Origin of the sequence: Thermus scotoductus DSM 8553 (genome assembly GCF_000381045.1) — a bacterium.
In the GTDB taxonomy this organism is placed as follows: Bacteria; Deinococcota; Deinococci; order Deinococcales; family Thermaceae; genus Thermus; species Thermus scotoductus.
Genome location: NZ_KB905763.1, coordinates 1 through 13,706 on the forward strand (window position 1 = coordinate 1; position 13,706 = coordinate 13,706).

Genomic DNA, 13,706 nt, shown 5'->3' on the forward strand with positions numbered 1-13,706 from the left:
GTGAACGCGGCCAGAAACCTTCTCCGGAGAAGTTCTCCGGAGGAGTCCGTCATCACCTTCACCCCGAAAAGGGAGACCCTTCGCCTGCTTCTGCGGAGGTATGCGGAGAGGTCTCGCCCCGGGTCAAGGCTGAGACCCGGGATACCGGGCGGAAGGAGTGCCGCCCTGGAGCAGGTGTGGGGGAAGAACCCTTACCTGAAGGGCTTTCCCGACCTGCTCCGAACCCTGGGGGATAGAAGGGAATAAAAGGGGGAACTCCTGGCCACCGCTTTGGGCTATACCCTTGAGGGCCTTCCCACCGCCCTTCTGTGGGTGCCGCTTCTGCACCGGTTCCTGGGGTGGACCCTGGTGGGACTGGCCTTTCTGGCAGGGCTTTACCTCCTCCTGCGGAAGGAGGTAAACAGGCCCGTTCGCCTTCTCCTGGGGCTTTACGACCTGAACGCCCTTTTGGGCCTCCTCTACCTGGCCTTTCTCTGGAAGCCCCTCCCTCACGCCCTCCTGGCCCTCATCGGGGTGGTCCTCCTCCACCTCCTCCTGAAAAAACCCCATCCCTGGCCCGGGATTGGCTTCCTCCTCCTGGGATTCCTCCTTCTTTGGCACTGAGGCCCATGGTGGGCGGAACCACCCTTTTCCCCCGCCACCGGGGAAAATGGAAGCATGAGGAAAGCCTGGGGGATCCTCCTCCTTCTTCCCTTGGCCGGGGCCCTCTACGCCCTGTGGAGCCAGCCCGTACAGCTTTGGGGTAGGCCAGAGAAGAACGTAACTTGGGAACTGGCCCAGGCGCCTCCTGAACGCCTGCAGGAGGTCTACACCAGGGCCCATCCCGCCGTCTTGCGCATAGACGGCCCGGAGGGAAGCCGGGGCACAGGGTTCTTTTACCGGGAGGGCCTCGTCCTTACCGCCTACCACGTGGTGGCCGAGGGCGGGCCTTATACCCTGGTGCTCTCCAACCAAAAGCGGGCCACGGCCACCCTTCTCGGTTTCGCCGAGCCCATGGACCTGGCGATCCTAGCCACGGAGGCCCGCGCCCCCGCCCTCCTTTCCCTGGAAACCCAAAGGCGCCCGCAGGTGGGGGAAGCGGTCTTGCATATCGGCAACGGGCGCAACCAGTTCATCGCCCCCCGGTATGGGCGCATCACCCGGCTTTTCGTGGACCCCTCGCCTTTTCTTCCCCAGGGCCTGGTGGGAACCAGCCTCCCCCTTTCCCCCGGGGATTCGGGAGGACCCGTGCTGGACCTCGAGGGAAAGGTGGTGGGGGTGGCGGTGGCCATCGGCCAAACGGAGGAGGGCTTCCGAAGTTTCTTCACCCCGTTGCTGGGCCGGGGCCAGGTCCTGGCAGAGATGGAAGGGGGTAAGCGAAGCTACTGGCCCTACCTGGGCCTGAGGGGTCCAAGGGGCTTAACCCCGGAGCTGGCCCGGGAGCTGGGCCTGCCCCCGGGTGGGGTGCTGGTGGGCGAGGTGGTCCCGGGCGGGGCCGCCCACCGGGCAGGGCTAAGGGGCCTGGAAACGGGAGGGGTGCCGGATGTGATCCTCGAGGTCAACGGGGTCCCCGTGAACTCCTTCGAGGAGCTCCTGCGGGAGGTGCGCCGCCACCAGGTAGGGGACAGGATCCGCCTTAGTGTGCGCCGGGGCGGGGAGGTCCTCCAGGTGGAGGTGGAGCTCGCTCCCTTTCCCGGTCGGTAATCAGCCCAAGAGGTCGCGGTAGGCGGGTATTCCTGGTGCGCCTCCCGAAAGGAGCACCGCCCGAAGGATCGCCCGGGTTACGGCGTCGGCGGCGTAGGCCCCGAGGCGCAAGAGGATGTAGGGGTCCACCCCCTTCCCCTCCCCCAGGGCCAGGGCGAAGACCAGGTCCCCATCCAGGGGCGTATGGGCCGGGCGAATGGCCCGGGCAATCCCATCCTGGGCCATGATGGCAAGCCTCCTGGTCTGGGCCTTGCTGAGGGGGGCGTCCGTGGCCACCACCGCTAAGGTGGTGTTCTGGCCCAGAAGGAAAGGGTAGCGGTAGTCCTCCGGGCTTCCCCAGTAGCGGGAGCGATCGGGAAGCAAGGCCCGCTCCCCTTCCGCCAGGAACTCCTCCCCGTAAAGCCTTCCCGTAAGAGGGTCAAAGGGCCGGCCCAGGCTGTTGACCGCCACCAAGGCCATGACCCGGTGGCCTTCCTCCAGAAGGTACCCCGCCAGGCCCACCCCGCCCTTGACTCCCCCCGCCACCGCCCCCGTGCCCGCCCCCACGCTACCCTCCTCCACCCTTTCCCTTGCGGCCAAGGCTGCCTGGTACCCTGCCTCCACCCCGGGCGGGCGGTGGACCTTTCCCCGGCCCAGGTCGTAGAGGACCGCTGCGGGCACGATGGGCACCACCCCTCCCGGGGTGGGGAAGCCCTTCCCCTTTTCCCGGAGGTAGCGTACCACCCCCTCCGCGGCGGCGAGGCCCAAGGCACTCCCCCCGGTGAGGAGGACGGCCTGTACTTTCTCCACGGTGTTCTCCGGGGCCAGGAGGTCCGTCTCCCGGGTGCCGGGGGCTGCCCCCCGCACGTCCACCGCCCCCACCCATCCCTCCTCCGCCAGGACCACCGTGCAGCCGGTGAGGGCCTCGAGGTCGGTGAAATGCCCCAACCGTAGCCCCGCAAGAAGGGCAGAACTACCCCACAAGGCTTCCGCCATAAGGCCAGTATCGGGTAGGCTAAGGAGCAGAGCAAGGAGGGAGCATGTGGGACTACCTGATCCATGGCGAACCTTCCCCTAAGGTCCAAGGTTTTCTGGAAGGTCTGGGGAAAGCCCTGGAAACCCAGGGTTTCCGCTACAACCCGGACTCCAAGGCTCCAAATCTGGTGCTGAACGCCATTTCCCCGGAAAACCCCCGCCCCTACCGCCGGCGGGCCCAGGCCACCTTCGTGGCCTCGGTGCTGGAGCTTCCCGCCTTCCCCGAAAACCCCCTCCAGGCCCTCTACCCCTACTTGGTCCGGGCTCTTTCCAACGTCCTCCTGGCCTACGTTCCGGGGAAGGGGGCGAGGTTCCTCACCCTGGAGCTGGGTCACTACGGGGAGCCGGAGGGGGAGGGGTTTTACGAGCGGGTGGCGGAGCGCCTTAAGCCCATCGCCTGCAGCCGTCTGGTCATCAACAACATCTTCCATAGGGACCTCGAGCCCGAGCTCTGGCAAGGGGACGAGCTTACGGAAAGCATGTACCGGGCTGGTAAGAAGCTCAAGGAGTGGGACCTCCTTCCTGCTCCCTTCCCCATCGAGGAGATCCTGCCCCCCGAGGACCTTCGCCACGTGAAGCGCCTCTACGGGATCGGTGGGCTCTCCTATGGCAACCTCTCCGTGCGCAAGGACGAGCGCCGCTTCTGGATGTCCGCAAGCGGGGTGGACAAGGCCAACCTGAAGGAGATCGGCCGGGACATCCTCATGGTGAAGGACTACGACCCCCAGCAAAACGCCATCCTCCTCTCCGTGCCCCCCCACGTGGAACCCAGGCGGGTCAGCGTGGATGCCATCGAGCACTGGATGATCTACCGGGAACATCCCGGGGTAGGAGCCATCCTGCACGTCCACGCCTGGATGGAAGGGGTTCCCGCCACCCCCTTCAACTACCCTTGCGGCACCTACGAGCTGGCCCAGGCGGTGGCGGAAAAGGTGCGCCAGGCACCCGACCCCACCCGGGCGGTGGTGGGCTTGAAAAACCACGGCCTCACCATCACCGGGCGTAGCCTGGACGAGATCATGGAGCGGATAGAGGGTAAGCTCATCCGCACCGTGCCCATGTCATGAAGGCCCTCCTCTACACCCCTTCCCTTCCCCGCTTCTTCGCCGCCATGGTCCTGGGCAAGCGATTTCCCAAGGGCCTTCTACCCCTAAGCCTCACCCAACTTCCCCTTCCCGAACGGCAAGGCTTCGTACGGGTGAGGGTCAGGCTAAGCGGGGTCTGCGGCTCGGACCTGGCCCTTCTCTACGGGAAAAGCCCCCCATCCATCAGCCCCTTTTTCTCCTTTCCCGCCGTCCTGGGCCACGAGATCCTGGGGGAGGTGGAGGGAAGTCTGGTGGCGGTAAACCCTCTCCTCACCTGCGCCGACCGCGGCCTTCCCCCCTGCCCAAAGTGCCAGGAGGGCGAGGAAGGCCTATGCCAGAACGTGGCGGAAGGATCCCTGGCCCCAGGGATGCTGGGCTACAACCGGGACCTGCCCGGGGGCTGGGGAGAGTGGATCCTGGCCCGGCCCGAGCGGCTTTACCCCATCCCAGCCCACGTCCCCGAGGAACGGGCGGTGCTCGCCGAGCCCCTGGCGGTGGTGGTGCGGGGCCTTAAGAAGCTGAAGCCCTGGCCCAAGGAAGTCCTGATCCTGGGCATGGGTACCTTGGGCCTTCTGGCCCTCAAGGCCCTTAGGGCCCTGGGGTTTTCCGGAAAGGTCTACGCGGTGGCCAAGTACCCCCACCAGGCGGAGCGGGCTTTGGCCTTCGGGGCGGATGGGGTCTACGGAAGCGCCAAAGAGGCCCTGCTGGAGCGGGCCAAGCGCTACCGCCACCTCCTCTTTGAAGGGTACCGGGGTGGGTACGAGGTGGTCATAGAAGCTTCAGGAAGCGGGCTTGGCTTCCGCCAGGCCCTCACCCTGGCCCAAGAGGGGGGCAGGGTCCTGCTCCTAGGGGCCCCGGGGCTGGACTGGGCCGACCTCTCCCCCTTCTGGTTCAAGGAGGTGGGCCTGGTGGGAAGCTACACCTATAGCCCCGAGGAGTTTGCCCAGGCGGTGGGACTCCTTCCCGAGCTCAAGGGACTAGAAGGCCTCATCGGAGGGACCTTTCCCCTCGAGGCCTGGCCCCAAGCCCTTTCCGCCAAAGGCAAGGCCCTCTTTTCCCCCCAGGGAAGCAACCGGCCAAATGTGTTGTGACGACTCCCCGGACTAAAGTCCGGGGCTTCCCAGGGTGTTTCCCTGCGGGAAAGCACGCGGGGTTTCCCCCGAAGGCCCCGTCCGGGCCCAGAAAGACCTTGACTCCGTATCGGCAGGCGAGCGCAGGGAACCCGCATCTATAACCCCAAGGAAGGGGAGTTCAAGACCGAGCTCGGTCCCATCTTCGCCCACCTCCTTCTGGCGGACGAGATCAACCGGGCCCCGGCCAAGGTGCAGTCGGCCCTCCTCGAGGCCATGCAGGAGCGCCAGGTGACCCTGGGCAAGGAAACCTACCCCCTACCCAAGCCCTTCCTGGTGCTGGCCACGCAAAACCCCATAGAAAGCGAGGGCACCTATCCCCTGCCGGAAGCCCAGCTGGACCCCTTGGAACGGGCCCTGCCCCGGGCAGGGGTGCTCTCCTTCGTGGACCCGGAAACCGGGGCCCAGGTGGAGGTGAACACCCTGGACCCAAGGGTGCGGGAAGCCTACCGCCTCCGGGCGGAGGCGGCTTCTCTCCGCCTTGGACCCTGCCTTCGGCCAGCTCCAAGCCATCCCTCAGGGAAGGGGCGTAAGATGTAAGCCATGTATGCCTTGCGCGAGGGCCTGCGGCAGATCCTCCGCCACCCCACGGCCAGCCTCGCCACCTTCTTCACCGCCTTGGTATCCTTTGCCCTCCTGTATTTTCTGGGCCTAGTCCTTTGGAACCTGGAGCGGGTGGTCCAGACCCTGGAACGGGAGCTGGAGGTGGCGGCCTTTCTGCAAAAGGGCGCCAACGTGGAGGCCCTTCTCACCGAGATCCAGGGCTGGCCGGAAGTGGGCGAGGTGCGGCTCCAGAGCAAGGAGGAGGCCCTGGCCCAGCTGGTCCTGGACTACCCCTACCTGGCCGAGGCCAAGGACCTGGTGGAAAATCCCCTGCCCGACACCCTGCGCCTTAGGCTAAAAGCGCCGGAAGCGGTCCGCACCGTAGCGGAAAGGCTCAGGAAGCTCCCCGGGGTGGAGGGGGTAGAATATGGGGGAGAGCTTACGGAAAGGCTGGTCCAGGTGCTATCCGGAAGCCGGCTGGCCATGGGGGTCCTGGTGGGGCTCCTTCTCCTCAACACCTTCTTCAGCGTCATGGGCTCCATCCGCCTATCCTTAGAAAGCCGCAAGGAAGCCCTGGGCATCATGCTCCTGGTGGGGGCCACCCGGCGGTTTATCCAGGCTCCTTTTGTGGTGGAAGGAATCCTCCTCACCCTTGGGGCAAGCCTTCTGGCGGTGGCCTTCGGTAGCCTCCTCTACCGGGGCCTGGCGCAGGCCCTCCAGGGGCTACTTCCCTTCCTTCCCGTGCTGGGGGTCAAGGACCTCTGGCAGACGGGCCTCATGGTCCTGGCCCTGGCAGTGGTTCTAGGCGCCGGGGGAGCCTTCATGGCCACCCGGGCCTACCTGAGGGAAGTCTAGGATGCGCCCCAGCTGGCTTCTCCTCTTCTTGCTTTTGTGCCAAGGCCTTCTCCCATGGGCCTTGGGCCAGAACGTACCCGCCCAGGAGCGCACCGTGCGCAACCTGGAAGGCCAGCTGAACCGGGCCAAGGCCCTCGAGGAGCAAAGCCAAAGGCGGATCCGGATCCTGAACCAGGAGCTTTCCCGCCTCTCCACCCGGGTGGAGAACCTGCTTAAGGAGAAGGCCCGTCTGGAAGGGGAGATCACCCGGTTGGAGAGGGAACGCGCCGCCTTAAGCCGGCAGATCGCCCAGCTGAAAGAGGAGATACGCCGGACGGAAGGGCGCATCGCCCAGCTGGAGAAGGACCTGGAAAGCCTCAAGGAGCGGCTCCAGGCCCTGATGCGAAGCCTCCACCGGGAAAAGGCGGGCCGCTACCTACCCCTCCTCAGGGCCCAGTCCTTCACCGACCTGGCGGTGCGGGCCCGCTGGGTGGGGTATATCTCAAGGCAGGATGCGGACCTGGTTCGCACCCTCCAGACCACCCTGAAGGCCCTAAGGGAAGAGCGGGAGCGCTTAAGCCTTCTCCTCGCCGACCTCACCGCCAAGGAAAAGGCTCTCGGGGAAACCCAAAGGGCCCTCGAGGAGCAGAAGAAGGAGCTGGAGGCTACCCTCTCCAGCCTGGAGCGGGAAGCCCAGGGCAAACGAGCCCTCCTGCGGGAGGCTCTGCAGGAAAGGCAACGCCTGCAAGCGGAGCTGGCCCAGCTCCAGGCCCGGGTCCTGGCGGAGAGGCAACGCCTCCTGGAGCTCAAGCGCCTGGAGGAGGAGCGGCGAAGGCAGGAGGAGGAACGGCGTAGGCGGGAAGCCGAGCGCCGCCAGGCCGCGGCCCAGCCGGCACCCCGGGAAGCCAGCGTGGTGGTGCCCCCTCCCCCCTTACCCGCCGCCGTGGGCCGGCTGGCCTTCCCCGTCCCCGGGGGCAGGATCCTGGTGCCCTACGGGCAGGAAGGACCTTTCCAGGTCATCCAGGGCCCAGCCCCGGGAAGCCCCGTGCAAGCAGCCGCCGAAGGGTACGTGGCCGGAATCCTCTACCTGCCCAACCTGGGCTACACGGTGATGCTGGTGCACACGGAAACCCTCTCCACCGTCTATACCAACCTGCAAGAACCCCTGGTGCAGGAAGGGCAAAGGGTAGAGCGGGGCCAGCTCCTCGGCTACACGGGGGGAGGCCTTCTCATCCGCCCGGAGGAGCTGGAGTTCAGGGTGGCGGTACGCATAGGCGGAGAGACCCGCTTCGTGGATCCCTCCGCCTACTACTAAGGGCCTTGAAGGCTATGCGGGCTCGATAAGCCCGTAGTTGCCGTCCTTACGGCGATAGATGACGTTGATCTCGTCGGTCTTGGCGTTGCGGAACACGAAGAAGTCGTGGCCCAAAGCCTCCATCTGGAAGGCCGCCTCCTCGGGGTCCATGGGCTTCATCTCGAACCGCTTGACCCGGACGATTTTGGGACCCTCTTCCTCCTCGGGCTTGCGCAGGGCCTCGAGGTCCTGCACCTCGGGAGGCGGAGGCCCCTGGTACGAGTGGCGCTTCCCGATAAAACGGCGCTCCTTAAAGCGCTTGAGCTGGGTTTCCAGGCGGTCCACCATGCGGTCGATGGCCGCATAAAGGTCGGGATCCTCCTCCTCCACCCTGATGAGCCCCCCGGGGAGGTCCACCTGCACCTCGGCCTTGGCCTTGCGGGCCACGTGATTGCTACCCGCCAGGGAGAGAACCACCTTGGCCATGAGCTCCCCGTTCTGGTAGCGGTCCAGGCGGGAAAGCTTCCGCTCCACGTAGTCCCGGATGGCGTCGGTGATCTCCAGGTTGCGACCGATGAGTTTGTAGACGTTCATGCTTCCTCCTTTCCGCCCCGGTCAGGGCTTTCCCTTACCCTTATGCTACCACCTTCCCCAGGACGTTCGTCCCGCACCACCTGCCCGGCCTTCAGGACCACCACCCGCGCCGGATAGGCCTCCGGAAGCTCCCGGCTGTGGGTGGCCACCACCACCGTGGCCCCCCGCTGGTGAGCAGCCTTGAGGATATCCAGTACCTGGAGGGCGTTATCCAGGTCCAGGTTCCCCGTGGGCTCGTCCGCCAGGATGACGGGAGGGTCCAAAAGCAAGGCCCGGGCGATGGCCACCCGCTGGGCCTCCCCCACGGAAAGCTCCTCGGGAAAGGCCCTTTTCTTGTGGGCAAGCCCCACCCGGCGAAGGGCGGTGGCGATCCGCTCGGGCCACTCCCTGGAAGGAATCCCCTGCACCCTGAGCACAAAGGCCAGGTTCTCCTCCACGGTCATGTCGGAAAGGAGGCGGTGGTCCTGGAAGACCATGCCGATCCGGCGGCGGTGCAGGGCCACCTGGTCCCCCCTGAGGAGCTTGAGGTTCTGCCCGGCAAAGTACACCGCCCCCTGGGTGGGAAGAAGGCGGCGGAGGATAAGGGCCAGCAGGGTGGACTTCCCCGCCCCGGAGTGGCCCACCACGTAGACGAACTCCCCCTTCTTCACCTCGAGACTCACGTTGTAAAGCGCCTTGGTCCCCGTGCGGGGGTACTCCAGGCCCACCCGGTGGAAGGCGATCATGCCCCTACTATACGGAAGGCAGGCCAGACGTTCTTCTCATGGAAAGGCGCTATAGTGGAAGCTAGGTGAGGGAAGAGATGAAAAAACGCGCATGGCTCATCGCAGGGCTTGGGGTGGTCCTGGCCCTGGTATACGCCCAGCTTCCTCGTCCCCAGGCGGAAAACCTCCTGCAAAACCCCAACGGCCAGGCCCTCCTGGAGGTCTACCAAAGGATCCAGCAGGACTACCTGGAAACCCTGCCCCGGGACAAGCTGAACGCCCTCCTAGAAGGGGCCATTGGCGGCATGGTCTCCGCCCTCAAAGACCCCTTCACCAGCTACTCCCCGCCCCAGCGGGCAAGCCTCCGGCAGGAGGACCTCAGGGGCGAGTTCTTCGGCATCGGGGCTACCCTCTCCCCCGCCAACCCCGACGGCACCGGGGCCAAGATCGAAGGGGTGATGAAGGGGCTTCCCGCCCAGCGGGCCGGGATGCGGGCCGGGGATGTGATCCTCGAGGTGGACGGGGAGGATGTGACCGGCCTGCCCCTCCAGGAAGTGGTGGCCAGAATCCGGGGCCGGGAAGGCACCAAGGTCACCATCAAGGTGCGCCGGGAGGGTGTGCCCGCTCCCTTGGTCTTTGAGCTCATCCGGGAGAAGGTGGAGATCGTCTCGGTTTCCACGGGCAGGATCGGGGACGTGGGCTACATCGCCTTGGAAACCTTCGCCAACTTCAAGGTGGAGGACCAGCTGAAGCGGGCCATAGACGAGCTTAAGGCCCAGGGCATAAAGAAGCTCATCTTTGACCTTAGGGATAACGGAGGGGGCCTCCTGGACCAGGGTTGCGCCGTGGCCAGCGCCTTCCTGAAGGATGGCCCCATCGTCTACACCCGTACCAAGAACCTCACCCGGGTCTGGTGCGAGGCCTCGGGGAAGCCCCTTTGGGATGGACCCATGGTGGTCCTGGTGAACGGGAACTCGGCCTCCGCCAGCGAGATCGTGGCCGGGGCCCTCCAGGACTACGGCCGGGCCAAGGTCATCGGGGAGAAGACCTTCGGCAAGGGCGTGGGCCAGACCCCCTACACCCTGGCCAACGGGGGCGAGCTCACCCTGGTCACCTTCGAGTGGCTTACCCCCAAGCGCCGGGCCATCAACAAGGAGGGCCTGAAGCCCGACATTGAGGTGAGGGACACCCGCTTCCCCACCCCCTTCTCCCTGCAAGGGGCCGGGGCCCCGCCGGGGGCCGAGGTCAGCGTAACCCTAAACGGCAAGACCGTGAAGGTGAAGGCCGACGCCGAGGGCAAGTTCACCTACGCCGAACCCCAGCGCCAGCGGCCCCTTCCCGAGGACCGGGGGCAGGCGGTCTTGGACCTGGAGCAGGACGCCATCCTCAAGCGGGCTTTGCAGGAGCTTAACGCCACCCGTTAGCCTGGGAGGCAGGCTAAAGGGGCCGGGAAAACCCGGCCCCTTTTAACCACCCTACCCTAGCTCCGTCATGGTGGGGGCTCAGGTACTTCCCCTACACCCCTCTTGCGCCAAGGGCTATTTCACCACCGCCCCCGGGGGGATCTCCCCCTCCACGGTGACCAGGGTGAGCTTATCCCCTTCCGAAGCCGCCAGGATCATTCCCTGGCTCTCCACGCCCCGGAGCTTGGCGGGTTTCAGGTTGGCCACCAGCACCACCTTCTTCCCCACGAGCTCCTCGGGGCGGTACCAGCGGGCGATGCCGGAAACCACGGTGCGCTCCTCGTTCCCCAGGGAAAGCCTAAGCACCAGAAGCCTGTCGGCGCCCGGGTGCTTCTCCGCCGCCACCACCTCCGCCACCCTCAGCTCCACCTTGGCAAAGTCCTCTATGCTGATGGAGCGATCCTCTGCGCTATCCTCCATTTTGCCCTCCCCGGAGCCCCTGGCCTCCTCCCTGGGAGCCTCCTTGGGAAAGAGAACCCCCGCCTCCTGGGGAAGGGGAAGGGGTCCCGCCAGACCCCAGCGCTCCGCCTCCTCGAGGCGCACCTCCTCCCTCAAGCCCAAAGCCCGGCGCAGCTCGGCCATCTTGTCCGGCATGGCCGGGGTAAGGAGGATGGAGGCGATCCTGAGGCCCTCCACCACCCGGTAAAGCACCGCCTTAGCCTCCCTCGGATCCTCCTTGAATAGCTCCCAGGGACGCTTTTCGTTAATGTAGCGGTTCAGGGCCTTCACATAGGCCATGGTCTCCTCGAGGGCCACGTGGAAGCGGAGGTCCCGCACCAGCCCTCTTAGACGCCCCGCAAGCCGTGTGCCCTCCTCCAGCTCCTCCCCGGGAACCGGCTCGGGGATGCGCCCGTCGGCAAAGCGGAAGAGCATGGCTCGGGTACGCTGGAGAAGATTGCCCAGGTCATCGGCCAAATCCGCCTCGTACCTGGCCCTCAGGGCCTCCTCGCTCACGGGCGTATCCTGGCCATAGGGAATCTCCCGCAAAAGGTAGTACCGCACCGCATCCCGGCCGTACTTCTCCGTGAGGGCAAAGGGATCCACCACGTTCCCCAGGGTCTTGCTCATCTTCCGTCCATCCGGCCCCAGCAGAAACCCTCCCACGTTCAGGTGCCGGTACATGGGAATCCCTGCCGCCTTCAGCATGGTGGGCCAGAAGACCGCGTGGGGCTTCAGGATGTCCTTGCCGATCAGGTGCCAAGCCTGCGGCCAGAAGGTGGCGTAGCGGGGATCATCGGGGTAGCCCAGGGCGGACACGTAGTTGAGGAGGGCATCAAACCAGACGTAGGTCACGTGGACTTCATCCCAGGGCAAGGGGATCCCCCAGGGAACCCGGGCCTTGGGCCGGGAGATGGAAAGATCCCCAATGGGCTCGGAGAGCATGGAGAGCACCTCGTTCCTGTACCCTTCAGGACGGATGAGGTCCGGGTGGGTCTGGAGGTAATCTATGAGCCACTCCCGGTACTTCTCCATGCGGAAGAAGTAGTTCCCCTCCCGCCTCCTCTCCACGGGCCGGCCGTGAATGGGGCAGAGGTCCCCTTGAAGCTCCTTCTCCGTGTAGAAGCGCTCGCAGCTTACGCAGTAAAGCCCCTCGTACTCCCCGTAGTAGATGTCCCCGGCCTCGTAGACCCTTTGCAACACCCTTTGCACCACCCGCTTGTGCCGCTCCTCGGTGGTGCGGATGAAATCGTCGTAGGCGATGCCTAAAAGCTCCCAGGCCTTGCGGAAGCGCTGGGATACCCGGTCCACGAAGGCCTGGGGTTCCTCCCCTGCCCTCTGGGCTGCCCGGTACACGGTCTCCCCGTGCTCATCCGTGCCGGTCAGGAAGAAGGTTTGGTACCCGTCCAACCGGTGCCAGCGGGCCAGGAAATCCGCCACCACCGTGGTGTAGGCGTGGCCCAGGTGGGGTTCCGCGTTCACGTAGTAGATGGGGGTAGTGATGTAAAAAACCTTTTCCATCCCTCCTCCAAGAAAAACCGGGGCATGCGCCCCGGGCGGGAAGGACCTTCCCGCCCTAGCCCAAAGGCATGCCCTTCACAACCCCGATTCTACACCTCATGGCAGAATCTCCTCCACCCCCATGGGCCCCGCCACCAGGGCCCGGGTGGCGAGACCCACAAAGATCCCCGTTTCCACCACCCCGGGGATCTCCAAAAGAGCCTTGTGGAGGCCCAAAGGATCCCCAATGGGGCCAAAGCGCACATCGGCGATGAGGTGGCCCCCGTCGGTCCAATAGACCTCATCCCCATTCATTCTCAGCTCCGGCTCCCCCCCAAGGGCGCGGATGGCCCTTAGGGTGGCCAGGTGACCAAAGGGCACGATCTCCACCGGCACCACCCCGCGGCCTAATACCGACACCTTCTTGGTGTGGTCGGCGATGACGATGAACTCCTTGGCGTTGCTCTCCACGATCTTCTCCCGCAAAAGAGCCCCGCCAAGGCCCTTGATAAGGGAGAGGTCCGGAGCGATCTCGTCAGCCCCGTCAATGGCCAAGTCCACCCCCTCTGGAGGAAGATCCACCAGGGGGATCCCCTCCCTCAGGGCCAGGTCCTTGGTGGCCTCCGAGGTGGGAACTCCTTTAACCCCTCTAAGCTCCCCTTCCCGGAGGCGCCGGGCCAGCTCCAAGACGGCATACCTAGCCGTGGACCCCGTGCCCAAGCCCACCACCATGCCATCCTGCACAAAGGCCACCGCCGCATGGGCTGCCTCTTTCTTGTAGCTTTCCAAAGGCCTTTCCATCCTCAAGACCCCCTCAGGGCCCGCAGGGCTTCCGCCACCTCCTCGGCGTGGTCCTCCGGGGATACCTTGCGCCAGACTTTGGCAATCCGGCCCTCGGGATCGATCAGGAAGGTCTGGCGCAAAACCCCCTCGTACTCCTTGCCGTAAAGGTTCTTCTTCCCCCAAGCCCCGTAGGCCAGGATAACCTTCCGCTCGGGATCAGCGAGAAGGGGAAAGTTCAAACCGTACTTCTCGGCGAAGCGCTTGTGGCTTTGGACATCGTCCGCCGACACCCCAAGCACCACGGCCCCCAGCTCCTGCAGATCCCCCATGCGGTCGCGGAAGCCGCAGGCCTCCTTGGTGCAACCCGGGGTGTCGTCCTTGGGGTAGAAGTAGAGAACCACCCACTTCCCCCGGTAATCGGAAAGCCGGTGAATCCGCCCCTCTTGGTCCGGCAGGGCAAAGTCGGGCGCAGCAGTTCCAGGCTCCATGAGGGCATCTTACCCCAAGCCCCCAAAGCGGGGATAAGGGAGCGGTGACGACTCCCCAGACTAAAGTCCGGGGCTTCCCAGGGTGTTTCCCTGCGGGAAAGCACGCGGGGTTTCCCCCGAAGGCCCCGTCCGGGCCCAGAAAGACCTTGACTC

15 protein-coding genes and 1 pseudogene are annotated in these 13,706 nt (G+C 65.5%); 10 read left to right on the top strand and 6 right to left on the bottom strand.

Annotated features, from left to right (window positions below):
- From F604_RS13025 to F604_RS0109780, 3 genes are all read left to right on the top strand, one after another.
- Positions 1–246 (top strand): hypothetical protein (locus F604_RS13025; RefSeq protein ID WP_169336160.1); only part of this gene is annotated, 246 nt, incomplete at its 5' end.
- Between the two features lie 66 nt (positions 247–312).
- On the top strand, positions 313–603 hold the full coding sequence (locus tag F604_RS0109775) for a hypothetical protein (RefSeq protein WP_248644170.1): 291 nt from the start codon (positions 313–315) through the stop codon (positions 601–603).
- A gap of 54 nt (positions 604–657) precedes the next feature.
- Positions 658–1,683 carry a S1C family serine protease gene (locus F604_RS0109780; protein WP_019551497.1) on the top strand — a complete coding sequence of 342 codons (1,026 nt, stop codon included), beginning with the start codon at positions 658–660 and terminating at the stop codon, positions 1,681–1,683.
- Here F604_RS0109780 and F604_RS0109785 read toward each other — a convergent pair whose 3' ends face one another.
- Positions 1,684–2,658, bottom strand: a complete 975-nt coding sequence (locus F604_RS0109785; RefSeq protein WP_019551498.1) for a P1 family peptidase — start codon at positions 2,656–2,658, stop codon at positions 1,684–1,686. It abuts the gene before it with no gap.
- Positions 2,659–2,702: 44 nt separating this feature from the next.
- Here F604_RS0109785 and F604_RS0109790 point away from each other — a divergent pair, with 44 nt between their 5' ends.
- The 6 genes and pseudogenes from F604_RS0109790 to F604_RS0109810 all read left to right on the top strand — a co-directional run bounded on the left by F604_RS0109790 (position 2,703) and on the right by F604_RS0109810 (position 7,604).
- Positions 2,703–3,764 (top strand): class II aldolase/adducin family protein, encoded by a 1,062-nt coding sequence (locus F604_RS0109790; protein ID WP_019551499.1) that lies wholly within the window; start codon positions 2,703–2,705, stop codon positions 3,762–3,764.
- Entirely contained in the window at positions 3,761–4,873 is a 1,113-nt protein-coding gene (locus F604_RS0109795; protein ID WP_019551500.1) for a zinc-dependent alcohol dehydrogenase, read from the top strand. Before F604_RS0109790 ends, F604_RS0109795 begins: the two co-directional genes overlap by 4 nt.
- Before the next feature lie 126 nt (positions 4,874–4,999).
- Positions 5,000–5,254 (top strand): annotated as a pseudogene (locus tag F604_RS13270) (AAA family ATPase); the annotation flags it as partial.
- Positions 5,255–5,296: 42 nt separating this feature from the next.
- Positions 5,297–5,452, top strand: coding sequence for a hypothetical protein (locus F604_RS13605; RefSeq protein WP_476726705.1), 156 nt, complete (start codon positions 5,297–5,299; stop codon positions 5,450–5,452).
- A 3-nt stretch (positions 5,453–5,455) separates the two neighbouring features.
- On the top strand, positions 5,456–6,310 hold the full coding sequence (locus tag F604_RS0109805; protein WP_019551502.1) for a cell division protein FtsX: 855 nt from the start codon (positions 5,456–5,458) through the stop codon (positions 6,308–6,310).
- Position 6,311: 1 nt separating this feature from the next.
- Complete coding sequence (locus F604_RS0109810; protein ID WP_015717662.1) at positions 6,312–7,604, top strand: murein hydrolase activator EnvC family protein; 1,293 nt, start codon at positions 6,312–6,314, stop codon at positions 7,602–7,604.
- A gap of 12 nt (positions 7,605–7,616) precedes the next feature.
- Here F604_RS0109810 and hpf read toward each other — a convergent pair whose 3' ends face one another.
- Both hpf and ftsE read right to left on the bottom strand, forming a co-directional pair.
- Complete coding sequence (gene hpf, locus F604_RS0109815; protein WP_019551503.1) at positions 7,617–8,177, bottom strand: ribosome hibernation-promoting factor, HPF/YfiA family; 561 nt, start codon at positions 8,175–8,177, stop codon at positions 7,617–7,619.
- Entirely contained in the window at positions 8,174–8,902 is a 729-nt protein-coding gene (ftsE, locus tag F604_RS0109820) for a cell division ATP-binding protein FtsE (RefSeq protein WP_019551504.1), read from the bottom strand. Before ftsE ends, hpf begins: the two co-directional genes overlap by 4 nt.
- 77 nt (positions 8,903–8,979) lie before the next feature.
- Here ftsE and F604_RS0109825 point away from each other — a divergent pair, with 77 nt between their 5' ends.
- Positions 8,980–10,305: a S41 family peptidase gene (locus tag F604_RS0109825; RefSeq protein ID WP_026329113.1), complete on the top strand. Its 1,326-nt coding sequence runs from the start codon at positions 8,980–8,982 to the stop codon at positions 10,303–10,305.
- A 114-nt stretch (positions 10,306–10,419) separates the two neighbouring features.
- Here the strand turns inward: F604_RS0109825 and metG are convergent, their stop codons facing one another.
- From metG to bcp, 3 genes are all read right to left on the bottom strand, one after another.
- Positions 10,420–12,303, bottom strand: coding sequence for a methionine--tRNA ligase (metG, locus tag F604_RS0109830; RefSeq protein ID WP_019551506.1), 1,884 nt, complete (start codon positions 12,301–12,303; stop codon positions 10,420–10,422).
- 96 nt (positions 12,304–12,399) lie between these two features.
- Positions 12,400–13,083, bottom strand: coding sequence for a ribose-5-phosphate isomerase RpiA (gene rpiA / locus F604_RS0109835; protein ID WP_019551507.1), 684 nt, complete (start codon positions 13,081–13,083; stop codon positions 12,400–12,402).
- Between the two features lie 2 nt (positions 13,084–13,085).
- Complete coding sequence (gene bcp / locus F604_RS0109840; RefSeq protein WP_026329114.1) at positions 13,086–13,553, bottom strand: thioredoxin-dependent thiol peroxidase; 468 nt, start codon at positions 13,551–13,553, stop codon at positions 13,086–13,088.
- Positions 13,554–13,706: the final 153 nt, after the last annotated feature.